This is a genomic window from Tardisphaera saccharovorans (genome assembly GCF_046635845.1).
Taxonomy (GTDB): domain Archaea; phylum Thermoproteota; class Thermoprotei_A; order Marsarchaeales; family UBA168; genus UBA168.
The window spans coordinates 613,192-639,697 of sequence record NZ_JAQQXN010000001.1 but is presented as its reverse complement, the minus strand read 5'-3'; the positions used below and the strand labels follow the sequence as shown (position 1 = coordinate 639,697).

At 47.7% G+C, this 26,506-nt stretch carries 14 protein-coding genes and 2 pseudogenes; 6 read left to right on the top strand and 10 right to left on the bottom strand.

Annotated elements, in window-relative coordinates:
• Positions 1–118 precede the first annotated feature (118 nt).
• A pseudogene (locus tag PRZ02_RS03105) lies at positions 119–2,359 on the bottom strand (ABC transporter substrate-binding protein).
• Positions 2,360–2,422: 63 nt separating this feature from the next.
• On the opposite strand from PRZ02_RS03105, the gene PRZ02_RS03100 reads away from it, so the two are divergent.
• Together PRZ02_RS03100 and PRZ02_RS03095 are read left to right on the top strand one after the other, a co-directional pair.
• Entirely contained in the window at positions 2,423–3,310 is an 888-nt protein-coding gene (locus tag PRZ02_RS03100; RefSeq protein WP_449464376.1) for a glycosyl hydrolase 2 galactose-binding domain-containing protein, read from the top strand.
• Positions 3,304–4,545 (top strand): glycoside hydrolase family 2 TIM barrel-domain containing protein, encoded by a 1,242-nt coding sequence (locus PRZ02_RS03095; protein WP_449464375.1) that lies wholly within the window; start codon positions 3,304–3,306, stop codon positions 4,543–4,545. Before PRZ02_RS03100 ends, PRZ02_RS03095 begins: the two co-directional genes overlap by 7 nt.
• A gap of 4 nt (positions 4,546–4,549) precedes the next feature.
• On the opposite strand, the gene PRZ02_RS03090 is transcribed toward PRZ02_RS03095, so the two are convergent.
• The 4 genes and pseudogenes from PRZ02_RS03090 to PRZ02_RS03075 all read right to left on the bottom strand — a co-directional run bounded on the left by PRZ02_RS03090 (position 4,550) and on the right by PRZ02_RS03075 (position 9,963).
• Positions 4,550–4,936, bottom strand: a complete 387-nt coding sequence (locus tag PRZ02_RS03090) for a glycosyl hydrolase-related protein (protein ID WP_449464437.1) — start codon at positions 4,934–4,936, stop codon at positions 4,550–4,552.
• 1,107 nt (positions 4,937–6,043) lie between these two features.
• A pseudogene (locus PRZ02_RS03085) lies at positions 6,044–7,192 on the bottom strand (glycoside hydrolase family 38 N-terminal domain-containing protein); the annotation flags it as partial.
• Positions 7,193–7,617: 425 nt separating this feature from the next.
• Positions 7,618–8,871, bottom strand: coding sequence for a GNAT family N-acetyltransferase (locus tag PRZ02_RS03080; RefSeq protein ID WP_449464374.1), 1,254 nt, complete (start codon positions 8,869–8,871; stop codon positions 7,618–7,620).
• An 882-nt stretch (positions 8,872–9,753) separates the two neighbouring features.
• Entirely contained in the window at positions 9,754–9,963 is a 210-nt protein-coding gene (locus tag PRZ02_RS03075; RefSeq protein ID WP_449464373.1) for a hypothetical protein, read from the bottom strand.
• 538 nt (positions 9,964–10,501) lie between these two features.
• Here PRZ02_RS03075 and PRZ02_RS03070 point away from each other — a divergent pair.
• Both PRZ02_RS03070 and PRZ02_RS03065 read left to right on the top strand, forming a co-directional pair.
• Entirely contained in the window at positions 10,502–11,647 is a 1,146-nt protein-coding gene (locus PRZ02_RS03070; RefSeq protein ID WP_449464372.1) for a sugar isomerase, read from the top strand.
• 44 nt (positions 11,648–11,691) lie between these two features.
• On the top strand, positions 11,692–11,871 hold the full coding sequence (locus PRZ02_RS03065; protein ID WP_449464371.1) for a hypothetical protein: 180 nt from the start codon (positions 11,692–11,694) through the stop codon (positions 11,869–11,871).
• Positions 11,872–12,220: 349 nt separating this feature from the next.
• Here PRZ02_RS03065 and PRZ02_RS03060 read toward each other — a convergent pair whose 3' ends face one another.
• The 4 genes from PRZ02_RS03060 to PRZ02_RS03045 form a co-directional block, all read right to left on the bottom strand.
• Positions 12,221–12,940, bottom strand: a complete 720-nt coding sequence (locus PRZ02_RS03060) for a glycoside hydrolase family 38 C-terminal domain-containing protein (RefSeq protein ID WP_449464370.1) — start codon at positions 12,938–12,940, stop codon at positions 12,221–12,223.
• Positions 12,941–13,331: 391 nt separating this feature from the next.
• Positions 13,332–15,962, bottom strand: coding sequence for an ABC transporter substrate-binding protein (locus PRZ02_RS03055; protein WP_449464369.1), 2,631 nt, complete (start codon positions 15,960–15,962; stop codon positions 13,332–13,334).
• Positions 15,963–16,462: 500 nt separating this feature from the next.
• The gene (locus PRZ02_RS03050) at positions 16,463–17,419 is read right to left on the bottom strand and encodes an ABC transporter permease (protein WP_449464368.1); all 957 of its coding nucleotides are present in this window, start codon (positions 17,417–17,419) and stop codon (positions 16,463–16,465) included.
• Positions 17,416–18,432, bottom strand: coding sequence for an ABC transporter permease (locus PRZ02_RS03045; RefSeq protein ID WP_449464367.1), 1,017 nt, complete (start codon positions 18,430–18,432; stop codon positions 17,416–17,418). The genes PRZ02_RS03050 and PRZ02_RS03045 overlap by 4 nt, the downstream gene beginning before the upstream one ends.
• Positions 18,433–18,870: 438 nt before the next feature.
• Here PRZ02_RS03045 and PRZ02_RS03040 point away from each other — a divergent pair, with 438 nt between their 5' ends.
• Both PRZ02_RS03040 and PRZ02_RS03035 read left to right on the top strand, forming a co-directional pair.
• Positions 18,871–19,197 (top strand): hypothetical protein, encoded by a 327-nt coding sequence (locus PRZ02_RS03040; RefSeq protein WP_449464366.1) that lies wholly within the window; start codon positions 18,871–18,873, stop codon positions 19,195–19,197.
• Between the two features lie 2,130 nt (positions 19,198–21,327).
• On the top strand, positions 21,328–22,686 hold the full coding sequence (locus PRZ02_RS03035) for a sugar isomerase (RefSeq protein ID WP_449464365.1): 1,359 nt from the start codon (positions 21,328–21,330) through the stop codon (positions 22,684–22,686).
• A 410-nt stretch (positions 22,687–23,096) separates the two neighbouring features.
• Here the strand turns inward: PRZ02_RS03035 and PRZ02_RS03030 are convergent, their stop codons facing one another.
• A complete protein-coding gene (locus PRZ02_RS03030) occupies positions 23,097–26,036 on the bottom strand; it encodes an alpha-mannosidase (protein WP_449464364.1) in 2,940 nt (979 codons plus the stop codon).
• Between the last annotated feature and the right edge of the window lie 470 nt (positions 26,037–26,506).

Below are 26,506 nucleotides of genomic sequence, written 5' to 3'. Positions count from 1 at the left end.
GTTGCCCACGTCGACTTACGTTTGTCGTTGCGTCAAAGAAGCTCAGGGACATCCTTCTTTCTGCGCCTACTCAAGCGCTTCTAAAAAAATCATTCAAGTGTTTTTGACCTGCTTATCGTCATTTCGTCTGCTTACCCTTCCGCGATAGGTATATGGCGATCACGGCCACTATTATGATGACCACAATCACCACTGCAACTGCGGCAATCAGACCACTGTTCGAGGGAGCACTGGCCGAAAGGCTTGCTGAACTGGTGCTCTTAACAGACGGGTTCGAGGCTAGCGAGGCCGTTATGGTGTAAGTACCAGATGAAGATGGTGTGTATGTCACGGAGGCTACGCCTTGACTATTGGTGCTCATGCTACCCACTAGCTGACCGTTGGCATAGAAGTCGATGATCTGATTGGGCGCAGCGCTGCCGTTGGCAAACTTTGCAGTAGCGCTAATTGTAACCGGCGTCCCTACGGAGACGCTGGTTGCGCTTAAAGATGGAGATGTTATGCTAGAGGCGTAGGCTGTTACCGTTAAGGACTTCCACGCCACGCTCAATGAGCCTGAACCACTCACAGTCATGGTTCTAGTGCTAGAGCTCGGCGAGGTGACCGACACCGAACCAGTAGACGCGTAGCCGCTGAACTCATACCCGCTTGGTGGCTGAGCTGAAATGGTGTACGTGCCAGCTGCAAGCGAGGCAGTTTCCCCGCTAGTGTAGGATGTGCCGTTAATAACCACTGAACCTCCACTTGGTGCAGTACTTATGGACACGGAATAAGTTGGTACCACGGGCTTAAGGAACAGGGCCACGAAGCCGTAGAAGTCACTGTCTCCCGGGGTCATCGAATACACGCTTTGAACTTGATGCCAACCGTCCCACTGCGCGGTGCTGTACTCGAAGGCGAAAATCGGGTCAAACAAAGGTATGAGTGGCTCTTGCTGGTTTATAATCAAGGCCATCGTATTAAAGTCGGCGAGCCTTTGGGATGGCTCAATCGGAGCGTTGTCCCTGTTAAACATGTTAGCCATGGTTACATTCCAGAATCTCACGAAGTCACCTGATACGGAATAATGAAGCGGTGTGTTCGGCTTCGTGTTATTAGGCAGTGGATAGATCACACTAGAGAGACCTTGAGGAGTACCGTAGCCTATTATGAACTCCGGATTCATTACGTACTGCCATGCGCTCCACGGGGTGAAGCCTCCTCCCTCGATTATCATCATCTGATAGTACGCGGTCGACTCGTCTTCGCTCAATAATGTCGGGGTCAGAGGTTCTACGTTTATGGTTATGCCCAGCGGTTGCAGTTCGTTGGCAATTATAAGGCCATCGGTCTCCCAGTCGGACATTGTAGATGGCACAAGCAACGTGTAAGAGGCTATGCTCCCGTTCGGAGTCACCAGTTGCCCCTTTGAGTTCCACGTGAAACCCAAGCCCTTGAGGATTTCTTTCGCCTTGGTTATGTTTGTATTGTACGGATTCAGCTTGGCCCTGGTCTGGGGGGTCAGATATTTATAATACATAGTTCATGAGAGTCCTACTGGCGGGGCTGGCACGCCATATCCCACTTCGCCCACGTCTGCTATGTAAGTCCTGTTTATGGCGTATGCTATAGCCTGCCTAAACCCAGAAAGATTGAACGGATACAGCTCCTCATTAAGCCCCAAGTATACCGTGTTTGTCGTGTTATACCACCACACGTGCTCGTTGGGGTTAATTGAAGGACTCCATACCGTGTTTATATCCGGAATGTTTATCTGCGCTGCCTGGATTTCGCCAGATTTCAAGGCAAGCTCAGCTGAAGATGTGCTCTGGTAAACTTCGATGACCAGCGTCTTCACCGAGGGCGTGATTTTTTCTATGCGAATCGGGCCATAGGCGTACTCACCAGCTATGTAACCCTTTACTTCAGGTATAGCATTGACCCAATACGGGTTGAAGGTAAAGGTCTCAGAATCCGAGGTCCAAGACTGCAGGACCCATGGACCCAATCCTATCGGATCCTTCGAGTAAAAGGCCTTGAGCGCTGCCTCGTTCTTGAATGAATGGAATATGTTCCAAGGCATCGGAGCGTTACTCCACATTAGCCTGATGTCAGATAGCGATGTAGCGTCAACAATGCTAACCGTGTAGTTATTTGGAGCGTACCACCAGAAGCCGTTATCGGTAGCCCAGTTTATGTTAACGTCACCGGTCCAGTTGCTCTGCATGGTGTAAACGTCAGTTCCAGGAGGCATATTGGCAGCCCCTGGGGCTTCGTTAAGATCCATTTCAAGGATAACATCTTGAGCACTAAGAGGGTCCCCATCGCTAAAGTGTATACCAGGTATCAGCGTGAAGTTTATCCACTTGTAAACAAGCATGGGCTGATCAAGTATCGCTGAACCTAAGAAAGAGTAATTGACGTAATGCATCTGCTGCGCAATTTGAGCGAAGGTCGTATTGACCAAGGGACCTACGAGTTCTACCAATGGTTGTACGTTAAGGAGTTTGACCTAAACGCTCCTCTTAAGGAAAAAATACAGCTCATATTTCGCGGCATAATTGGCGTAGGCGAAGTATGGCTTAACGGGGAGCTATTGGGCTCATGCGAAAACTCTTTTATCGAGCACGCATACGACGTCACCAACCGCGTTAAGAGCCACAACCTGCTGGTCGTCAAGCTCACGTCGCCACTGGACTACGCGGCAAATAAGGGTTATGACACGCTCACCCTCTCCTGGGAGGGAGGGGAAGAGGCTTTATGGTTGCGCATGCCTCAACATTCATTTGGATGGGATATTGCTCCCAGAATCCTTTCCGTTGGCATAACAAAGGGCGTTGAGCTTGTGTCAGCCAAGCCTGGAATTGAGGAACTGCATTACAGCACAAAACAAGCGAGCGGGTCGGAGGCCACAATAGACGTATTCTTCAAACTTAGCCCTTCCTTGTTATCAAAAGAGCGCTTGACCCTTAGGTTCTCGCTTTGCCCGCTATCGCGTGACGATAAGAAGCTCTGCCAGAGTGCCGAGTTCGCGGTGGAGTTCGTCGCGGGTCACCTGAACCTCAAGTTAACCTCCCCCCTTTTATGGTGGCCAAAGGGTTACGGCGAGCCAAACCTCTACAATGCCAAGTGCGAGCTCGTCCAAGCGGGAAAAATTATCGATGTAAGAGAGGATAGGATAGGCGTTCGCACCGTACACCTAGAAAGGAATGCTAAAAAAGGCCTGTTCAGATTCGTAATAAACGGCATACCTTTGAGACTAAGAGGATCTAACTGGACTCCCTGGACGCGTTCCATTCTAGAGACTCTCAAAGGCTTCAAGAGGTGTTAGCCCTGTATAATGACCTGGGGTGTAACATTATAAGGTGCTGGGGAGGAGGTGTTTACGATGATGATGAGTTCTTTGATTTCTGCGATGAGCACGGTATAGCGGTCTGGCAAGACTTCGCCATGGCATGCGCCCGTTATCCGCAGACTGAAGACTTCAGAAAAGCGCTGGAAGAAGAGGTCACACATGTGGTTAAAAGACTGAGAAACCATCCTAGCCTTATCCTTTGGGCTGGTGATAATGAGTGCAATATCGCCTATCGCGAGGAAAACCTATCGCCGTCAGATAACTCGTTGACGAGGCAAGTCGTTCCAGCGCTACTTAAAAGGCTTGACCCGAATAGGCCTTACATTCCTTCATCTCCGTACATTTCCGATAACTTGCCCATTGATTCCTTGCCTGAACAACATCTATGGGGTCCAAGAGACTACTTTAAGGGTCCATTCTACACTCAAAACAAGGCTTCCTTCATTAGCGAGATCGGCTATCACGGCTGCCCTGATAGGGAAACGCTTGAATCCTTTTTGCCCGCATCTGCGCTTTGGCCCGCAGACGATTACTACTGGCGCCTGCACTCGGTAGAGCATTGGTTAGGAAGAAGAAGGGATTACAGCAGGATAGAGCTGATGATCAACCAAGAGAGAGAATACTTTGGTAAAGTCCCCGAGGACTTGGATGATTTCATAAAGGCCAGTCAAATAACTCAAGCCGAAGCCCTAAAGTTCTTCGTAGAAAGAGCAAGGCTTTCCGATCAGATTTGGGGTATAATCTGGTGGAACGTCATTGACCCGTGGCCGCAAATATCTGACTCTGTAGTTGACTATAACTTCAGAAAGAAGCTGGCCTACAATTACGTTAAGAGGGCTCAGAGACCATTTACCATCGCCATTGCAGAGCCGATGGCGTGGAAAATGGACGTTGTTGCCATAAATGACACGCGGAACCTCGTGTCTGGCTCCTATGAGGTCGAGGACGCCGACGGAAACGCGCTGGCTAACGGCGAGTTTGAAGTTCAGCCGATGTCAAGAAAGGTGCTGGCCTCCATCCCCGCCAAATCCTCAGAAAAGAGGCTGTTGCTGATCTCTTGGGAGATCGGCGGCAATCGGTTTACCAACCATTACGTGGCTGGGATGCCCCCCTTTGACCTAGAGCAATATAACGCGTGGCTGAGCTTTATAAGACCTAATGATGCACGATATCATACCGTTTCACTGGCAGTCACCTCGCTTGCAAGTTAACCTTTTACCCGGGTCTGTCGGAAGCGTTTGCCAGAAGAACTTTAAATGTTTCGACAGATCCTGGAGGCAGCCGTATGAGATAGCCAGGAATATCTTCGTTGACGTGTTTTACTGGCACTTCTTCGCCGTCGCGCTCATCCATAAGGGAGAGCAAAACGCGCTCCACGGGAAAGGCGAAACTCATGGGTCTCTCGATAGGCCGCTCGGTAGGGTTGTAAACCCTGATCACTATTCCCCTCCCGTCCTCAGATGGCTTAAGCGACGTTAACACCGCCTCTTGCGGCAAACTCACAAAAGAACCAGAAGATGAAGGCAACACTTTCCCTCCAGCAGGAATCGCCAAGAGGGGAGCCGTGAAAGCCTCGGCTTCTTGATAAGGTGGTTCGCCCATATAGGGTATTATGGAGACCCGGAACCTCATCTTTTTTAATACCTGCGACGCTGGTGTCTCTATGTGAGGCCCAGCATCTCCTTTTCTTACTGAGAGATCAGAACGTGACAGCCATCCTATCGACCTGTAAAGCGTTATCATCAGCGCTTTCTCGCTGTCCACTTCGCCAGCCCAGCACTCATAAACGCCCGGTGCAACGACCATCAGACCTTCTTTTCCTGCTTCACCTGCACACCAACCCTTGAACGCGTATGACTTTGCGGGGAGCTCTGCCCATTCCTTCCCACTTGGTAGCTCGCCATACTTATGGGTAACCACTCCAAATGCGGTCGATGTAAGAACCTTTTCAAGGCTCGGATAGATAAAGGCTAACTGCATCCTATGATCTTTGGCGGTGTTATTGACGGTGATTTCCATGTCGATCCTTCTAACTCCCGAAATGACCCTTACCACGACTTCAACGGGCAAATCCACAAGTTCTGCCGATCTTTTGTCGCCTTCCAACGATGCAGGAACTCTCATAACCAAGGAGGCACGAAGCTCTTGCCAACCCGGAAATCTCCGCGCGCTTGCTTGCTTAAGGGAACCTGCGCTCTTAACTATAACATCCCCATTTGGCGGGTTATACGCGTATTCGTCTCCCGAGTCTCCACCGTCTAGCAATAAGGCCAGCCCTTCCAGCCTCTTGTTGCTATTCTTATCGACTACTTTTAGCGTGCCATCCGCAGCCATCGATACCGTAAAGTGCTCATTCTCGATGTTGGGGACACCTTCCGAACTGTCTCCCCGCGCCCCACTTGAGGCTGCTTCGTCAGACGCCGCGACTTCTGGATGTGCGGTAACAAAGCTGTAGCCTACCGCTGGAACGGTTGCAACAAATCCTCTCTTGATTATTTTTCCCGTTGATCCCGACGCTACGTCCTCCTCCGCGAAAGCTGCACCGCCGCTTTCTCCCTTCCCGATATCGATGATTTCTACGAGATCGCTCCTAGATTTGTTTGCTGGGTTAAAAATAAAATACGTGGGACCCTCGTTCTTGGTATCGCTTAACCTCAAGATATTGGACAGATATTCCATGTTTGCCAGAGAAGCTCCCATGGCCGCCTCGAATGCTGCCGTCAACCTTTCAGCTACCTGCTCGTTAACCTCATCGACGCCAGTGCTGCAGATACTATCATGAGCCTGTGACTGTAACAAAAGCTTCCAGGCATGCTCCAAGGAACGAGGCCTGCCGCCCAAGGCCTTCATGACAGCCGAAAGCGGCTCAGCGTATCCCGTTAGGGCTTTTTCCGCAGCAAAATTCATGAGCTTTATGTCAGCCCGCGTCGTCAGCACGCCGTAATCCACCATGGTGAACCTCGCTGCCCTTAGCTCTCCTCTATAGGTCTTCAGAGCAACGGACCCGAGCCTAGAGATTAACTCGGTCGCGTACTCATCCAGATCCCCAACCTTAAGCTCAACGTCAGGCATCGCTTCTCTGGCGCTCTCAAGTATGTGCTTTAGCTTTTGTGGGGCCATGTGGTCACAGCCGTTTGGTATAAGATAGACTTCGAGCGCAGAGTGCTTTTGCGCTTCATCGACTACCTGCCTAAGCTTACTCACTCCCGATTCCACGTCGGGTTCGCTTGGCACCTGTCCCTTCAGCCTAAAGGCCAGCCCTGAAGCAGATGATAGGTACAGCGGTGAGTATGGATCGTTCAGCCCCAGCGCGTTCGCCGAACAATATCCTTTCCTCATGAAGACCGCCACCACTCTATCGCCAGATGGCGACTCCCAGTAGAACTCATCTCCTAAATCCTCGTCTGCCAACCCGCGATAAAAAACAAAAACGCACAGCCCAAACTGAGACAATATGGTGGGGAGCGTGGCCACATGCCCAAAGGAGTCAGGCAGGTAACCAACTCTCATATTTCCTCCGTGAATTTGTGCTACTTTCATTCCGTACAGGAGATTTCTGATTAAGGACTCACCGGAGGGAATTCACTCGTCGGGCTGGGTGTACCAAGGGCCAACTACGAGCTTATGATCCCTTATCAGCCGATCTACATCGGATCTCCGCTCGGGGCGAACCTCAAGGTAATCCTCCAAGGGAACCGATTGGCCATCTAACGTGAACCGTTCGAGCTCTCCAGAAATCAGCATATCGAGAGTGACGTCCATAACGGAGACCAACCACTGCCTATAGCCCTCAAAAGGAAGATACCATTCCCTGTCCCAGTGAGTGTGCGGTACAACGAAAGCTTTTCTGAAAACCATGTCGATTAAAGGACGAAAGCGTTTATGCATTGCGCAGGCATGGCCTGGACCTATTGGGTAAGGCTTGAAAACGCTACAGGAAGCAAGGCTTAGCGAATGCATCCATCTCAGAATGCTTGTCTGGCTTGGCAGCTAATGCCCATATCAAACCGTGGATGGTCGCCAGAGATTTGCGCGCTTATTGGCTTTTTTACAGGCCAAAGAAACGTTAAATACCGGCCTCAAACGAGCTCTAAAATTCGTTGACTAGGTTACGTTTCGGTATATGAAGTCATTGGAGGTACACGCGCGAAGCTGATCTTGACTTCAAAAGCACGCGCTAAGGGTTTACTCTTGACTGTCTGTTACGTCAACTGTCTATTACGTCAGTTCCAAAGGCGGACTCATGCGCTTATCCCTCGTGAGACCGCCAGGTACGGGGCTGATCACCACTTATCGGAAGGCCATAGCACAAATGGGCTTACGCTGAAACGTTCTTTTAGCGCTTTTGGGATGCCCTCAGAGTTTCCTGATATGGTTATCCTGTCCTGCTCCAGGGCACTGATCGGATTTTCCAGGCCGGCCAGCAACCTGAGAAAAGTCGTCTGATGAAGGTAGAGGGTGGCGTCAAACTGCGCGCCATCTGGAGCCAGCGCTAAATCTCCCAAGTCAACTACCGCTGGCTCCAGAAAGCCCAAATCGTTGTAGACCTGAATCCTTACGTTTTTCCGCGAGGAATGGCCAAAACCTTTCAGCTGAGAGAGCAGCGATCTCATGTCAAGCACAGAAAACATAAAGGAACTAGTAACCCTGAACTTATAAAGATCCGCTAGTAAGGCATCAAGGGTAGGATCACCCTCGGGCGCTACCACTATTATCTCATTTAAATCAGGCCTTGAGGAGAACGCCTTTAAGTACACAGCCGCTAAACCCTCGTAATCGCCTGGCAGGGAAAGAGCTTCCCTGACCGTCAACCGCCTGGCAGCTGCATCCCAATCAACGTACGCATAAGCCCGATTTGGGAGCACAAGCAGGTCATCGGCTTTAAAGCCCTTGTAGAAAAACGTTTGCCATGAGTTTCTGGAGAAAAGCTTGCCTTCCCAATATGAGTGATCTCTCCTAACGGAGCCTTTTATCCTGGTTGAGTTAAGGGAGTATATGTTCTCAATAGCCGTCTTGTCCTGAAACTCAAAGGGTCTAACTTCCTCTTCAAGAGGACCTGCAATTCTCTGCAGACGGCGGATCGCCCTTTCAACGTCCCATTTCTCGCCGCTGTAGCGCCTGAAAAAGTGAAAGGGGGAAAAGCCCAGCTTTCTGTATATTCTATGAGCGCCAGACGCATAAGTTGTGTCAAGTCCAGATAACGCAGACCAGCTCCTGGCATCCAAAAGGGCCTCTTTGAGTACTTGAGTTGCAACCCCATGTAGCCGAAAGTTGGGATCGGTGCAAACGTTAGCGACGCCCGATACCAACACGAAGGTTCCGAGATTTAACTCCCTCTTCATCAATTGAACATGACCTATTACCTTGCCATCCTCTTCCGCAACGAAGGCCTTATCCCTGCTGAAACCCGGATCGATCAGTTCGTAATCTACCCATTTTTCAGGAGTAAGGCCCCACTCATTGAAAGTTCCAAACGACCTATTAATCACATCAGTTATTGATTCTTCGTCTCCGTTTTTGTACCTGCGGATTATCATGCAAGACTTATGCTCTAGGACAAAAGTTTATGCTTAGCTTTCTCGAGCATCACGCAAGTTCGTTACCACAAGAGGCACGTTCACTGAAGATGCATACCATTTGCTACTTAAACTAGCCTTTCATGATGAGCCTTATCGATTTTACGGGCAAACCCGCTTTCTGCGCGGAGTAAAAAGAGAGGCGCCGTAGCTGTTACATCGAACGCGTGCGCTTCCCCTGCCCATCTAACCTGCATTCCGTAGATAAAGCTCCTCATTTCTTGATTACCCGACCAAAGCCGCATCTCCATCAAGCTTTGCCTCCGAGGTTTTCCCTTCTCAGACCTTTTGAAAGAGCTCTTTCAATTGTTGTCGATTTTCAGGTACTTCTCAAGGCCAGCCGATCTATATGCAACGTGGCTTTCCGACTTTTTGTTAGCGCCTCTTGCCTGCCGCCATTTTTGTAGGACAATGGCCGCAGGCGCCATTTTAGCGGTTCTCCTTTTATTCGAAGGGATTTTTCAGCGTTTCCCCAGAAGTTAAGGTGTTGATCGCGTTGGCGTGTCTCGGGTACGGTCGGCGCGGGTTTGCTTTTTGAATACCGTAAAAGAGGTAAGCGTCATTCATCCTATTTCAGCTCAGGCGCCATATTCTTCCTAGGCTCGCTCTTTGAAGGAACTTGCCGCTCTTTCCATAGCCGAGCACGTCGCTGCAGCACGTTGATACTTGAATGTGGTCACGATAAGTTGCGCAAATCCGACGAAATCCTCTGCCTCACGGATACGGCATGGTTTTTGCTGCCTTTTTACCTAACTAAAAATTCCTAGAGGCAGACCACGCAATCCATCCTTCACGAGCTCTAGCCCTAATCTCCGCCTAATCTCCATTAGCCAAAAAATTAACTCATCTGCTAAAAATTCGGTTTCGCTTTTGATCTATCACCGAACTAAGTTTAGATGTTGCGTGATTTACGAGATTGGTTATCTCAAACGCTATGTTGAGTAGCTCGCTCTCGTCAAAGTAGGTCATGCTTTGCCCCCTTGCGACCGCTTCCCTTATCTTTTCGAGATCGTCCCTTACGTCTACCAAAACCTTTCTTGTTTCTTCATCCATGATAAAATTGATGCCACCGCTTTTATATTTTTTGCTTAGCATAAACACAAGCCTAGGTTCACAGTTCATATCCGTTAGATCTTAGAGCCATTGAATCACTCTTTTTATGGAATACCTGTAGATGACAGGTAAAAGGTAAGCGGCCAAAGCACAATCATAGGAGGCGTGGAGCTTACCCGCGTCCCCGTTGGCGTTTTTTCTTTCTTTAACCATGAAAGCTAGAAACACCGACAAAAGGTCGCGTTCTTAACATCGATTTCAAGGAGGTTACTCCTTATGTGGTATAGGCTGAACGAGCAATATCTGTCTTGATCACAAGCTCCTCATGCCAAAGAACAGCGCAGCTCTTTTCGAGGGCATTACCCGTAATCAATGAAAAAGCAATGCGTTTTGCTCGTTTTTTGTCAAATATTTTTGTCTTTAACTTCGGACGGCGTTTTACCGAACGCCTACGCATATGTAATAACCATGGCGCTGTTCAGAAAGATATTCACAAAACTTCCACGACTTCACCTCGATAAACTTAAGAGATCACGAATTGCGATACAAAATTGTCGTATCATTGACCGTAAAACCAATTCTGGTGTATTCGACTCCTGAAAGGAGGGAAGCCACGTCGTGGAGAGAGTGGGGAGGCATACAAAACGAGGCACAGGCCATAGAAGAAGCAAGGAGAATTGAAGGTGAGTTATCCTCGTTTAAGGTAGAATTTCCTCTAAGTTTTCTTCCCATTTCTATGGTAAAGAGCGATGAGGGCTGTGATAAAGCCCTTTCAAACGACGCCGATGTTGCGCTTATTTATGGGGCTGGGGGCAGTACGTCCTTGTTGGAGCGCTTAATATCTAGCAAGAGATGGAACATCCTGTTTTTAAGGCACCGCTCGGGTCCCTTGTACCTTTGGTACGAGATAGCACATCCGAGACTTCTCAGAAAGTCCTCATCAGACCTCCCGTTGAAGACCCATCTAACCGTAGATGACATTGTGGTAGATAATTACGGCAAACTCGCTAAGATGCTAAGGGCGCTGTTCGGGCTAAAGAACACCTTGGGGAAAAAGATTGTGGCCATAGGCGGCCCTTCCGGATGGGGGATAGGATACAAGGCGCTTGAGCTCGCTAAGGAGAGATGGGGACTTGACATTATAAGCGTCAGCTATGAGCCCGAGCTTGCCGACAGAATAAAGAAAAAGTTATCAGATGAACGCGCTGTTGAAAAAGCTAAAAATCTAGCCAAGAATTACGCCTCACGTGTCCTTGAAATGCAGACCAATCCTGCGTTTTTAACAAACTCGTTTTTGCTTTACGAAGTTTTTGAGGATATATTAACTGAATATGGCGCAGATGCCCTGACCATAAACGATTGCATGACCACAATAATGCCTCTTGCCAAGACAACTGCGTGCCTTCCGCTTAGTCTCATAAATGATGAGGGAAAGCTTGCTTTCTGCGAAAGCGATTTCGTGGCAATACCAGCTGGGATATTGCTTCATTACGTAAGCGGCCAGCCCGTATTTTTAAATGATCCCACATTTCCTCACGATGGCATGGTGACGGTAGCCCACGACACCGCTTCATCGATGATGGGTGGCAAAAGGCACGCGGTCAAGCTTTACACGCACTTTGAATCGGATTATGGAGCCGCTCCTCAAGTGGTATTCGAGGAAGGACAACAGTTAACGGTGTAGACCCCGACTTTCAAGAACTAAAGTGGTTAATCTTCGGAGCTAAAGTGGATCGGGCATCCGATTATCCTGCCTGCCACTCTCAGATGGGCATAAAAATACAGGGAGATTGGATGAAGCTACTCAGGGATATGCGCGGATTCCACTGGATAATAACGTACGGAGATTATCTCGATGAACTGACTTACGCGCTTAAAAAAGTGGGAATAGAGCCAGAAACCGTGTAATTTAAAGCGGGCAGTTTTTCTGAGTCGAGAGATTCATCGCATCTGATGGCATTGGCGCGCTAAAGCTCAACGCGTGAAGCCATGCAAGGACACCTACTGGAACCCCTCAGCGCATTCATGAAAGAACGGGATCTTGGCAAGCGCTCACCGTTCACGCGTTCTTTAATAGGTCCACGACCCATACGAAACGTAATCAATTAATTCTATGAGCATTTTTGCCTTTCTTACTTCAGCTACAAGACTAAAAACTAAGCTCGTGATCCCTACCCACCAAATGCCCTTTCGGTTGAGCTTCAAGCCACAATATCACGTAAGTTAAACATTAAATAAAAAGCGTAAGCTAAGAGAGCTACTTCAGGAGGAGCGTAATTATGCCAAAGTTGGGGTAGTTAAACTCAACCGACGAGGCGCTCTTTTTCACTTTCGCGTCAACCTGGTTAAGCTCCAGCAGGTCAACAGATTGAACATCGTTCCACTTTAAATCGGAGGACGTTATCAAGTTAGCCCTGCCTTTTCTATTGAATGCATCGTAGATCCTTAGCACGATGCCATTACCGTCCTCTGCGCTCTTAACTGCCTCGAGAATCAATCCTTCATCGGATAACGAGATGAAGCTCTTGCTTCTTAGCTCTCCTTTCACTAACGTTAGCGGATACAGTATTTCATAACCTAACCTGTGAACCTTTGCGTCCTTCCATGTTCCCACGTGCGGCACCACCCATACCCGCGTTTCGACGTCTTCTACATCAGTTAAGGGGTCAGGATACATTGGAGTTTTTGAAATAGACAACCCCAGCGATGAGCCTTCCGCCGCAATTCCATGCTTCGCCTCAGCCACGATCGCCATCCCATAGCCGCCATCGCTGATATCCGTCCACCTAAGCATTGGAACTTCAAACTTCGCCTTTTCCCATGAAGTGTTCTTGGTCGTTGGTCTCTCCACGTTTCCAAACGGGATCTCTGAGGTCGCTCTTTCAGCGTTTACGTCTGCCGTGAACCATACCTTGAGGAGCAGCTCCCTATCTCTCATCAGCGGCTTAACTGAAAGGTCGATGATCCTGAAGGTCATAAAGAATTAATCATTAGCTATCTGGCTCCGAGGCCTTATGATTTGAACCCTGGGATTTCGCTTGATCTCATTATTGCTAGGACTAATAAGCACTCAACGTTACCTTCATAAAGAGGGGCAGTCATCTAAGTAGTGATAACAATTCTTTTTGGGTTATGGTCAAACTTCAAGAATTGCATTTATAGGCCGCATCCCTCTTCCGTGATAGACCTCGCTTAATGCCAATCATCTAAATAGTCGGTCGGCTCCTACTTCTCCCACGCATAATGCCACTAATACGATGTGCGATACCGCGCCCACCTAATCATGGGGTTCTAATTATTGAGATCTTTAGTAAATTGTAAGCTCTACACAGAAGCCACTAGGTAATGGTTCTAAAAAAATGATTATTTTATTTCGCCGAAGTTTCGGTTTTTCCGCCGCTTGGGGCTGGCTTGCTACCACGCCTCATCAATGCTACTACAACTACAACGATTATTACTATGATGACTACGGCAATGATTGCGTACATCGCGTAGTTCGTCGTGCTTTTGGCTGTCACCGTTAATGAAACAGCGCTTGATGCAACAGAAGGAGCTGATACTAACTTAGCTACCAAAGATATCGTTCCAGTCTGAGATGGAGTATATGTGTACGTTGCCTCTCCGTTTGATCCGGTTGTGGCGGTACCAACTTCACTTCCGTTTGCATAGAAGGCAACTGCGTATCCCGATGCAGCGCTGCCATTGGAATATTTAGCGGTAGCAGTTAGAGTCACGGGCGAACCAACCGTTACGCTCGAGGCGCTGGAGGATAGAGTAACCGTGGAAACCGTAACGCTCGGCTCTACTGTAAGGGTCGTTGCAGGTGACACAACGGAAGATGCTTGAGTCAGCGAAGCAGTAATCGAGAAGTTTCCAACAGCAGACGGCGTGTAAGAGTACGTTGCAACTCCGCTAGATCCGGTTGTGGCGGTACCTACCGTTACTCCATTCGACATAAAGTTAACGGATACACCGCTAGCTGGAGTGCCGTTCGCGAACGCCACCTTGGCACTAAGTGTAACAGGAGTGCCTGCCTTTACCATGGTCGGGGATACCGCAAGGCTGACACTAGAGGTAGATAATGCACTTTTGACGTAGTTCGAGCTATATATGGATGGCAAGGACAAGAAGTTGGCCCATACCGGCGAGAGGTCATGGTTAGCTATGGCGTCGGCAAGTGGGGACTGTATTCCTGGTGGAGTTATTCCGTATATGGTATCATAATACTCAGCATTCTCATATGAAGCTATACCTGGGAATATAACGCTGTCCTCAAACAGAGGACCGTACTTTTTAGTCCAAGTTAAGTTGAAGTCCTGAGGCCATATTTCCATCACCTCAGTCTTAGCACCAAGAGGTATCATCGGGACATACTGGCCATAGAAGAGAGCGAACTCCTCCATGGTTTCGTTGTAAAGCGCTGACAGGGGTTTCGCCTTCATCAGTTGAGCATACCATGCGCTCTGGTTGTACTGCGTAATCGTACCGTTTGGCCAAGTTATCGGGAAATCAGCTGTAGCGTTCCAACCTCCCTTTGACGTATACACGAGCCCTGACCACCAGTTACCCATCAGCCACGCCGATGCGAAGCCTTCCTGACCGCTTCCTGCCATGAACGAGACGGCCAGCTGGAACTGCCCATCAGGGATAGTAGTTGTGAACAATGTATCATAATCCTGTGTGTAGACCGTCGTTTGTATTCCGAATTTCGTGAGCTCGGCAGCAGCCGCGCTGGCCAAAGTCTGTCCATCCATCCAGCTGTTGCTAACCCATATCTGCAACGTGAATTGTTTCCCATTGGGCATGTACCACTCCCCATTTTTCAGCGCGAAGCCAACGCTCTCTAGCAGCGACGCTGCCTTGGCCGTATTGTAACTTACATTGGTTATGTATTTTGTATACCAAGAGGGGTAAACCATCTGCATGAAGCCTATCAGGCTATTGCTAGGTGTATACTCGTCTATTCCTTCCGCGTTCCATGCGCTGACGGTCTCAGAGTCGTTCATAGCATAAGCCAAAGCAAGCCTTACCTTTGTAATGTTTAGCGGATAGGCACTTGGGTTGATTATCAATCCTAGACCACTGAATGTCGGCAATAGAGGGGTCCAGTATCCTACTGGCTGTACCTCCTTCACCTGAGCTGGGGTGAGCTCCGCCTGTCCCCACGCCAGCTCACCGGCCATGAACATGTTCATATAGGACGATCCGGTCCAGACATATTCGACTTCGGGAGAGTAATACTGCCAGGTATGATAAGGCAAGATCTTTGCCCACCCATCCAACAAGTTCTGGGGCTCCAGATGATCTATCAAGTACGGGTTGGAAATGGTAGCATAGTATGGCCCGAGTGCCCACTCCGGAGGAGCAAAGCTCTCCACGTGATTAGCATACGCGGCAGCCGCGGTAGAGTTAAGCGCAGTAACGTTTTCAAGCAATGGCTTCCAAACGGAATACGGTGTCCAGATCGTGGCCCCCTCGATCATCAGTATGGGGAGCGTCGGCGAGAAGGTCGTAAGCGTGAACATGATTGCCGTGTTATTTATAACAGTTATATTGCTTGGGCTCAGATATGGGGTAAACCAGTTAAAGACCTTTTGTCCTATGTAGAACTCTGTATACACGTCCCATGCCGTGAAAGGCATGGTGGCACTTCCATTATACCAGTAAAGCCCTGGTGTAAGGTCTACAATGAAACTATTATTTGAAGGATAATCGACGATCTTTTGTGCTAATAACGGGAGAAGGGTACCAGTTATCCCATTGTAAACCATCAACGGGTAATCAACGAAGCCAACAAAGTTGTTCGAAGCATATCCGTTCCACACCGGCATGCCCGGCGTGTATACCATGGTTGCTTCCTGAGGTATGGAGATCTCAGGCAAGGAGCTACTCGAGCTAGCAGCTTGTGCAAACGGCATGAAAGCCGCCATGCTAAGTGTTGAGATTAGGAATACGAGCACTATGGCTATTCCTTCTATTGGCTTTTTTACATTCCTCATTTTGTCGCATGTAGTATATCCTATCGGTTCTTAAGCTTTATCTCATATTGAATTACGTCTAATTCATTAAATAAAGTCCGGATAATAAAATGAGAGTTAGCAGAAGTGTTTATAAATCGAAAATCCGACTTACTGCCATAGAGCCATTCGAATTAACGCTTAAAGCGCCGGTAACTGTTATCGATATACGTAAGCTAGAATTAGAAGTTAATTAACAAGGCTATATATGTAGAATCTTAAGAAAGAGCGATTCTAATTAGAAACAGGCAAAATGCTAAATTTATCGTTTACTACGGAATAAAGTCGCACGTCTCATTGATAATCGACGTTTTCTACGAATTAAAGCTCAATAACTGCCCTAAAATGCTACTTCGATACCAGCGACGGGACCAAAATATCAAGGAGACTGATGACGGGTTAACCCCAATCATCTTCTGACCATGAAAACTACAAATCGGATACGCGAAAAGGCCAGCTCTGCTTCTACATAAAAAAGACTTTTATGAATTCCTAATTTTTTTGCTCGCTAGAACGTTCTCAGCTTCCTTTCTCTTCTGCGGATCAAAGACTCTATCCGACGCGTTCGCAAGAAATACGAATCCCATCAAGAGCAAAGTTGATATTATCGTGATGATTATCAAAGGTATGGTGCTATTGAAGTTATAAACTGCTCCTTGACGGTATATAGCTATGTTCATATCAATACCCCAATTTATAGCCGTGAATGGCAGAAGCCCCAGCAATGCCAATCCCATAGAACCATAAATGCCATTGTTAATTGCCAACATGAAATTCATAAATACGTAAGGCATTATACCCGGTAAGATATCGTTGGAAATTATGCTCCAGCTGCTGAGGCCAAGTGCTCTTGAGGCCTCGACAAAGTCCTTCGCTTTATTGGATAAGGCAACAGACCTTATAGCCCTAGCCAGACCTCCCCAACTAAGTATGCCCAGAATAAATCCAAGCGTAATAGGGCCTGCGTTCCTAAAAATTACGGCGAGCACAAGCCACAACGCGAAAGACGGTATTGTGAGAAGCAAGCTGAAGACAAAATTTAAAGCTTGGTCGACGTAACCACCCACATACCCCGAAATCACGCCAAGCACCACTCCTATTGACACGGTTATGGCTGCTGCTACAACTCCTACTATCATGAAGTACTGCAACCCATAGATAATATCAAGGAGAAATGGAGCTCCGTTATAGTCGCCACCCAATATATACCAGAAAGAGGGATGGATGGATGGGAGCGCATCTTCATACACCAAATTTTGCATCGCAACTCCAGGGTAAGGAAACAGCGGGGCGAGTATGGATAAAAGAACAGCACCCAAAACTATGGTAAAGCCTATTTTTCCCTGAGTAGTACTTGTGATCAGCCTAATAGATACCCTGAGGGAGGTAACAAAATCCTTGATCTTCTTCGAAACGCTAGACCCACTGGCCTTGCTCATTTTAAACACCCCGATCGCTTTCCTCTGACCCTTGGGTCTATTATCCCGTAAGCTATATCGGCCACAAAGTTGCCGACTATTACTGCTATGATTATTATTAAGAAACAGCCGATCGTAAGCAGATAATCCCTTGCACCGGCGGCCGTTGACATAATCAAACCAAGCCCCGGAACGTCGAATATGCTTTCTATGAATATTGACGCACCAAAGAGCAACCCATAAGAATACATAAGAGAAGTAAACTGGGGAAGAAGCGCATTCCTGCCAACGTACGACAAAGTTACCCGGCTTGACTTAACGCCTCTCGCCTTCGCTACCAGTATATAATCCTCTTTCATGAGACTTGTAGCAATCGCCCTGGTGCCGAACATCCAGCCAGGGAATAACATGAGGTAGAAGGTAAATATGGGTAAAGCTAGGTGCCTAGCGACGCTCAAGAGGAAGGGAAGGTTCAGACCCATCTTTGTCGACGGACCCCATGCCCCCATCATGGGAAACCATCCAAGCTTTACAGCAAATATAATGAGTATAAATATGGCAAGCATATAAGCTGGAATAGAGGAGAAGAAAGACATTAAACCTGATATAATTGCGTCTAATGCCTTTGATGTAGTAGATGCCGCAATCAAACCCAAGAAGAATCCGGTAATAAACGCCAGGGTCAATGAGACAAGCACTATTAGTATCGTCCAAGGCGCTGCGGCAGCAACGACCTTGGAAACCGACGTTGCATATACTATGGAATAACCGAGGTTGCCATGAATCAAGTTACCTATCCATGTGAAGTACCTTGCAAGAACACCCTCATTGGGATTATACCCTGCAAGGGCGGCAGCCCTCACCTTAGCCGTCAAAGTCGGAACGCCCTTTGATAGCAAAGTATAGTATATGACTAGGTATGGATTTCCGGGCATAGCTAGTATTATGAGGAATGATAATGTCAATGCAACGTAGACCTCAATGGCCAAATACGCAAGCTTCTTACCTATCCACAAAAGCACGCTACTGTCCATATTAATTTAGTTCACTTCCGTTTTTAAGAATAATTCTTATGGTGGATTGTTGAATAATTCCAATGAGCACTTTCAGCACATGGAATAAGTAGTGGTTAGAGCCACAATGGTATGACCACCAAGAGCTCTAACCACTGGGATAAGTCTGCGGGTAAGGGAAATAAGCCTAGCCCCAAACGCCATTGGCGTTCCTAGGACGAGCAGTCGTAAGGGGCGAGTTCCTCCTCGAGGTCAGGCCCTTCAAGCGTTGGAAGAGGGAACTGAAAAGGGTCAACAAAAACAAGAGGGGAAGGCCCCACCTCTACCCGGCCTTTGTCAGGTGGCAGGCCATGGCCAGTGGGTTGACTACCGCTAAAGGGGATAGCGCGCGCCCTGAAGTCCCTTCACCTGATCTCCAGGGCAGATGGCTACACGACCGCCTGGCAGGGGATCTCCAGGATGGTCCCGGAAAAGCTGCCGAGCGCCAAGGAACTGGAAGTGGCGGCAGACGGCACCGGCTTGAAGACCGGAAGCGCGGGAGAGTACCTGACCTACAGGTACGGAAGGCCAGGAAGGCAGAAGAGAAAGCACGCGGTCCTCGTCATAACCGTGGACGTTAAGCGCAGGAAGCTGTTAAGCGCCGACGCTTACGTCGAGGGAAGAGGCTGCTCAGAGGCGAAAACGGCCGTGAAGATGCTCGCCAGTATCAGGGAGAGGGGGAAGACCGTCAGCAAGTTCTACGGCAAAAGCTTACGATGCCAACCTGGTCTTCTCTTCGCTGAATGACGCGGAGAGCGCCTTTGAAGGGAAAACGCGACCACTTACCGTTCCCGCGGCTCTAAGAGAAGAAGGGATGAGATTAGGAGGTACCATTCCCTGGGATACAGGAGGTGGAAGGACGAGACGGATTACGGAAAGAGGTGGGCGGTGGAGGGCTTCTTGGAAGGGGAAGTTCGGCGAGGATAGCACCGCGAGGAAGCCTCAAGCGCTCATCGCGGAAGCTGTGCAGAGGGCTTGGGCGTACGACGAGATGGCCTGCTACGCGAAGAAAAGGACGCGAAAGGGCAAAGCGAGCACGAAAGCTAGGCGGAAGCATGGCCCAGGATTTATTTAACAAAGCATCTTATGGTCTATTGGCTTTCAATTCGAAGAGTAGCTCATAATACATGCAAGTGCAAATTAGAATTAGAGCTTTAATTACTTAATAATTTCAAACAATCGCCATAATAAACTTTAAACTCATACAAGTCCATTTTAACCAATGAGCTAGTGATATCTATTTATTATAAATCGCCAATAAAATATTCGATGATATATGCTTCGTAAAGCAGATCATCAGACGCATAGACTGGCTACTAAAATATCGAAATAACATACAGACTCTCTTCATGGCGTTTATACAGCAGGACAGACATAACTCTCACGGCAATCTCCATTTTATGCTTCGCCATGTGATATTACTTGCATTATTCAAGTCAACGACATTTCGTCTTATAGCCTTCTTCATCGCTATTCGCTCTCTCGCTCTTGAATAGCAAGACAAAACACCATATGTCCAGCTCCTTTGCACTACCCCTGGAGTAAATGCTTCAGGCTTTCTACAAGCTTATCTTCCTTTATCGGCTGGTTTACTCCAGTGATCAGGGCTACTGGTACTCATTACCGTCGCAACTTTAGAATCACGTGTCTTCTTTCTTGAGGTTCGCTCTGGAATTATACAATAACCTACGTTAGTATCTATTTTTATAGCGCATCAAAATCGCGATTCTCCTGCAGAGATAGCTTAATTTTGATTAGGAGAAAGTGTCAGAAGTGTTTTTAGTTCACTCTTCCTACCGCTTCTACATTCAAATAGATTAAATGTTAGATTATCTAGATAAGACCACGTTTTAACTTATATGAATCAAATTCATATAACGATTTTCAAAATAATTGCAGATTATTCTTTTCGTTGTTTCTGTTCAATTACTGAATTAAGCTTTAAGAGCGCATGGCTTACTAGATTTGTTATTTCAAAAGCTATATTTAATAGGTCACTCTCATCGAAATAGGTCATACTTTGACCTTTTGCGACTGCCTGACGTATTTTCTCCAGATCATCCCTTACAATAATATGAGCAAGAAAGCTCCGACCTTCAGGGAGGAGATGAATTGCTGGATTGTTGCATAAATCTCATGAGATTTTAGCGGGTACTGCTTTGGCGTGAGCAAAACAGGGAGAAAAAAACAAAATTCCTCATGAAGTCTGATTTCTCGCAAAATCCTTGAGCAAATTCATGAGCGATTTCCGAATTATGCAACAAAGCATGAATTGCGAGAGGTTTTTATGCCAACGCGATGATTTCCTCATCGGGATAACCAACCGATAGTCGGGTAAGGCACGCTCAAATCCACGCCTGTGGAGATACCTCTGACGGGATACCTTCAGCGGGAAGGTATTATTAGCTACGCGTCGTTGAAACAGGAACCTTATCCTTTAGGGAGGAGAGGATGTCGGATCTATCAGAATTTTCCTTTTCTCTTTATCCATGAGTTTGCAATCGCCTCAGCTTTTATATGTTGTGCTATCGTTGATGCAGACAGAAAGAGCTAACGACACCACGTTCGTTAGCGTGATCTCTTTTCATGCAAGGTTTAACGGATCTTGCCACTACACCGTCGTGATGCTCTGTCCACTTCTACCTTTTCAACATTGCAGCACGGACACTTATACAGGGTCATTCTTCTAAGGTCTCGGCGTTCAGTGCCTCTCCAGCTTAGCATTTCGTATTCAATAGGTACATTCAACCGCTCAAATAAAGATGAAGCTACTGCGAGGTATTGGAATTAAAGCCCTTGGCAACGCATGTAACCGTTTTAATCGGGAACGGGTATCCGAGAAGATAAGCTTAAGAATGATTAAGACTTAAACGCTAAATGGCCAAAGCCTTGCGGGTAAAGCCGATACTTGTGTATTCTGCCCCTCAAAAAAGGGAGGCCACATCGTGGAGAGAGTGGGGAGGTATACAAACCGAAACTCAAGCTGCTGAGGAGACAAGGCGGATAAAAAATGAAATGTCATCGCTGAAGGTCGATTTTCCTCTAGAGTTTCTTCCGCTTTCCTTGGTAAAAAGCGAGACGCAAAGCGACGAAGCCATTTCTAATGACGCTGACGTCTCGCTGATATTTGGGGCGGGTGGCAGCACCGAGCTCATGGAACACCTCATATCTGGGAAAAAGTGGAATATCATGTTCCTGAGGCATCGCTCGGGCCCATTATACCTCTGGTACGAAATAGCCCATCCGAGGCTGTTGAGAAAGTCCTCTTCAGACAACTACCTGGAAACTCGCCTAACGCTAGATGACATATTGGTGGATGACTATGATAGGCTCGTCAAGATGCTTAGGGCGCTCTTCGCCCTGAAGAATACAGTCGGGAAAAAAGTGGTGGCCATAGGAGGCCCTTCTGGATGGGGGATAGGAAGCAAGGCGGTTGAGCTCGCTAAGCAGAGATGGAACCTCGATATCACAAGCGAGAACTACGAACCCGAGCTAGCCGATAGGATAAAAAAGAAGTTCTCGGATGCATTGGCTATCGAAAAAGCGAGGGAAAGGGCCAAGGAATACGCATCTCGCGTCCTCGAAATGCGGACAAGTGCCGATTTCCTGACGAATTCCTTCCTGCTTTACGAGGTATTCGAGGACGTCATGAACGACCATAAAGCAGATGCTATGACTATAAATGATTGTATGACAACCATAATGCCATTGGCAAAAACAACGGCGTGCCTTCCTCTCAGCCTCATAAACGATGAAGGGAAACTGGCCTTCTGCGAAAGCGATTTCGTAGCCATACCCGCAGGTATACTCTTGCACTACATAAGCGGCCAGCCCGTCTTTCTAAATGACCCAACCTTTCCGCACGACGGTGTCGTGACAGTGGCCCATGATACCGCTCCTTCCATGATGGGTGGCATCAAACATGAAGTCAAGCTTCACACCCACTTCGAATCAGACTACGGCGCGGCTCCGCAAGTCCTTTTCAAGAAAGGACAGCAGCTTACAGTAATAGACCCTGACTTCCAAGAATCGAAATGGATAATATTTAGGGCGAGAGTTGAGAAAGCCACGGACTATCCTGTGTGTCACTCTCAAATGGACATCAGAATAGATGGAGACTGGAAGAAGCTATTGCAGGACATGCGCGGATTTCATTGGATGATAACATATGGAGATTACGTCGATGAGCTGGCCTACGCATTAAAAAAAGTGGGGATAGAACCAGAGATCGTATAACCAAAACATCACCTGTCTTTTACAGGGCCAAGAAATCGATATCACCTGAAACGGTATTGTTATCAGAAATGATGTTACAAAATACACTTCGCACATGGGTGTACACACTCCTATGCTAAAGCCTAGCCCGGAAATCCATACAACTATCTGCTGGGGTTCTCTGATACATCGATAAGCCGACTGAGCAGTAGCAAACCCTCAACTTTTTTGCATTCCTCAATAAACAGGTGACCTATAATGAGGTTTTTTTACCAGTTGATTTTATGAGGATTTTTGCCTTTTTTGTTTCACACATAAAACCTAAGAAAAGCAAAACTCCTGATCACTACCCGGCAATGCCTCCCTGGTTAGGTAGCAGGATGTACGATCACAAACCAGCGAAATAAAAAACGATGTGTAATCTAAGAGAGCTACTTCAGGAGGAGCGTAATTATGCCAAAGTTGGGGTAGTTAAACTCAACCGACGAGGCGCTCTTTTTCACTTTCGCGTCAACCTGGTTAAGCTCCAGCAGGTCAACAGATTGAACATCGTTCCACTTTAAATCGGAGGACGTTATCAAGTTAGCCCTGCCTTTTCTATTGAATGCATCGTAGATCCTTAGCACGATGCCATTACCGTCCTCTGCGCTCTTAACTGCCTCGAGAATCAATCCTTCATCGGATAACGAGATGAAGCTCTTGCTTCTTAGCTCTCCTTTCACTAACGTTAGCGGATACAGTATTTCATAACCTAACCTGTGAACCTTTGCGTCCTTCCATGTTCCCACGTGCGGCACCACCCATACCCGCGTTTCGACGTCTTCTACATCAGTTAAGGGGTCAGGATACATTGGAGTTTTTGAAATAGACAACCCCAGCGATGAGCCTTCCGCCGCAATTCCATGCTTCGCCTCAGCCACGATCGCCATCCCATAGCCGCCATCGCTGATATCCGTCCACCTAAGCATTGGAACTTCAAACTTCGCCTTTTCCCATGAAGTGTTCTTGGTCGTTGGTCTCTCCACGTTTCCAAACGGGATCTCTGAGGTCGCTCTTTCAGCGTTTACGTCTGCCGTGAACCATACCTTGAGGAGCAGCTCCCTATCTCTCATCAGCGGCTTAACTGAAAGGTCGATGATCTTGCTATCTGCAGAAACGGCTACCTTCTCCTCGATGCTCGAACTCCTGAAGCCGAACCTCAACGATGCCTTCGCCCTGAGCGGCCCGCCCTCCAATACCTTAACTTCTTGCAGCTTCGGCGAGAAGCTCGTTAACTGATAGGATGGCTCGATATCCCACGCATCCGCCCAGCCAGGCATATTTTCGTAAAACTTGAAGACGTTACCCTTAGTAACCGTCGTCCTGCCCGCCTCTTTATCGAAGACGCTGAACGTCCCATCCTCCTTGCTAATTATAACGCGAATAAGCGGGTTCTCGATCGTGACAGTATTGGCATCCTCAATTACGCTAACGTGGCCTTTCGGTTCGAGTGGCTGCAAGGGGGAGAAGCCCACCGTTGGCGCCCGCACCTTCACGAGATATTTTCCATCGGCCACCAGCTGGGCCTGGCCCTCTACCTTTCCCCCTACCTCAACGTAGTCTTCCCTATCCCAGTTGAGCGAGTTAAAGACGAGGTAACCGTCCCCTTTTCCAGCTAAAAGGCTCTTCGATTCCTCAGCAATTGCGTTCGCTTTTTCTATAACGCTACCGAGCTCCTGGTAGACCTGCTCATACACACTCCTTATTGCAGAACCCGGAAGCACGTCATGAAACTCATCCTTCAGCAACGTCTTCCAAAGCTCTTCAAAGTTCGCTTTCTTTCCGGCTAAAGCTGCCCACAGCTCGGCCTCTCTCAGCGCCGCCTCGGCCTTCGCGTGAAGGTACTTCATCATTGAATGAGACGTGAGCGTTCCTCTGTGAGTCTCCAGGTAAAGCTCGCCCCTCCACGATTCGCTTGGAGAACCAAAATCCATAGGTCCTTTGTGCACTTTCGGGAGCAACGGCAGCTCATTGACAATGTCAGATTTAATTAGCATCTCAGGGGTGGGACCTCCTCCACCGTCCCCGTAACCATAGGAGTAAATCAGTGGCTTGCTCTTGTCGCTGTTGTTGTGCCACTGCTCAACGACCTCCCTTATGTCGAACGTCGAGTTGTAACCACCCCTCCCGTTTCCAAACGTCATCGCGGTTATGGCTGTCCCATCAATTCCTACCCAGTTAAAGTAAGAGTAGGGGAATTTGTCGGTGTCGTTCCAGAATACCTTATGCGTGGCAAAGTACTTGACCCCGCCGAGCTTTGCTATCTGAGGTATGCTTCCTGAAAAGCCAAATGTATCTGGCAGCCAGAAGATATCGGCTAACCTGCCAAATTCCCTTAGGTAAAACCGTTGCGAGTATAGAAATTGACGAGCAAACGATTCCCCTGAAAGCATATTGGCATCCGATTCTACCCATCCGGCTCCAACGATCCATTTACCCTGCTTTATCTTGGCCTTTATGCGATCGTACAGTTCGGGATAATCTTCTTTTATCCATTGATAATAAAGTGCCATACTCTGCATGTAAACGAAATCATAATTATCCATAAGTGTTAGCATGGTAGAGAGGGTTCTAGCAACTTTTCTTCTCGTTTCATCAAATGGCCAAAGCCACGCGGTATCTATATGGGCGTGCGCTATGGCGGCAAGCTCTCCCCTCTTACCGTATTTGGCGCGGAGCTGGGCTAAGTTATTTATCACAAAGGACAGAGCTTCTCCATATCTTGTCAAATCTCCGGATTTTTTGTAGCCAATGGCTGACAAATCCACGTTTGTCTTCATGCTGGAAAGCTGGCTAATCACATCTCTCCGCAATATGACTGAAGCGATTACTACCTGATCAACGCCTACCCCGTCAAAGTAAGCAATGCGCAGCGCTTCCGATATCAGCGCGCCCACATCTGCCTTCAGATCATCATCCTGAATCGAACTCAGAAGATCATTGAGCGCCGATAAGTAAAGGTACAGGCGATATGGGTCCTCAGCTATCTCAACGCGATATGGTATACCTGGATCAATGGAAACAGTCTCTCCAAAGGCCCTATAAGGAGAGAAGATCGCCTCTACCCGATTGTCCCCTGCACTCAACGGGATGTAATTATGGTATCCATCTAGGCTATAGTATGGGTGACCATTTAGAGTTACGAGAGCTGAGCCCGCATATCCCTTAACAAGTAAGATTGATGTGGTCTTCGGATTCTTAGGAGTACCATCAACGCTTAGCGCGTATCTTGCGTCGCCAGATTTCTCCCAACTTAACTCCCGCTCATCTATCACCGAGGCAGCGAAAATCGCCAATAATCTTGTATCAATTTCCTGAGAATTTCTCTGCATATAGTGCAAAACCCCGCATTTATAAGGTTTACGCGAAATAGCAATTAACTAGGATAAATTTATGCGCATAATTAAATAGAAGGCTTTTACGCCAATGAAGAGCAAAAAATCCGATGAAATGATAGATTTTCCTACCGTTATTAAAAATATTTAATAATAATATATCATAACGTCGCAAATGAGATGCTTGTTTGGAGCTGTGAAGCTCATATGTTGGGCTCATCACGCACCGTATCTGTAGATGTGATTAATTCAAATAAAGCAAATACATGAACAACAAATTGGTCAATATCTAAACAGCTTTTTCAGGGACGAAAGTACCCGCAATTATGGCAATTAGGCTAGTATCAAAGACAACACCAGTTGAGCGAAGCATGTTGACAAAGAACGCTTATACATGGAGCGCAATTCCAAGGATCGTTGTAGGCTTCGCCCAACAAGCCACGAGAGCATCGATCGCGCGATTCAGC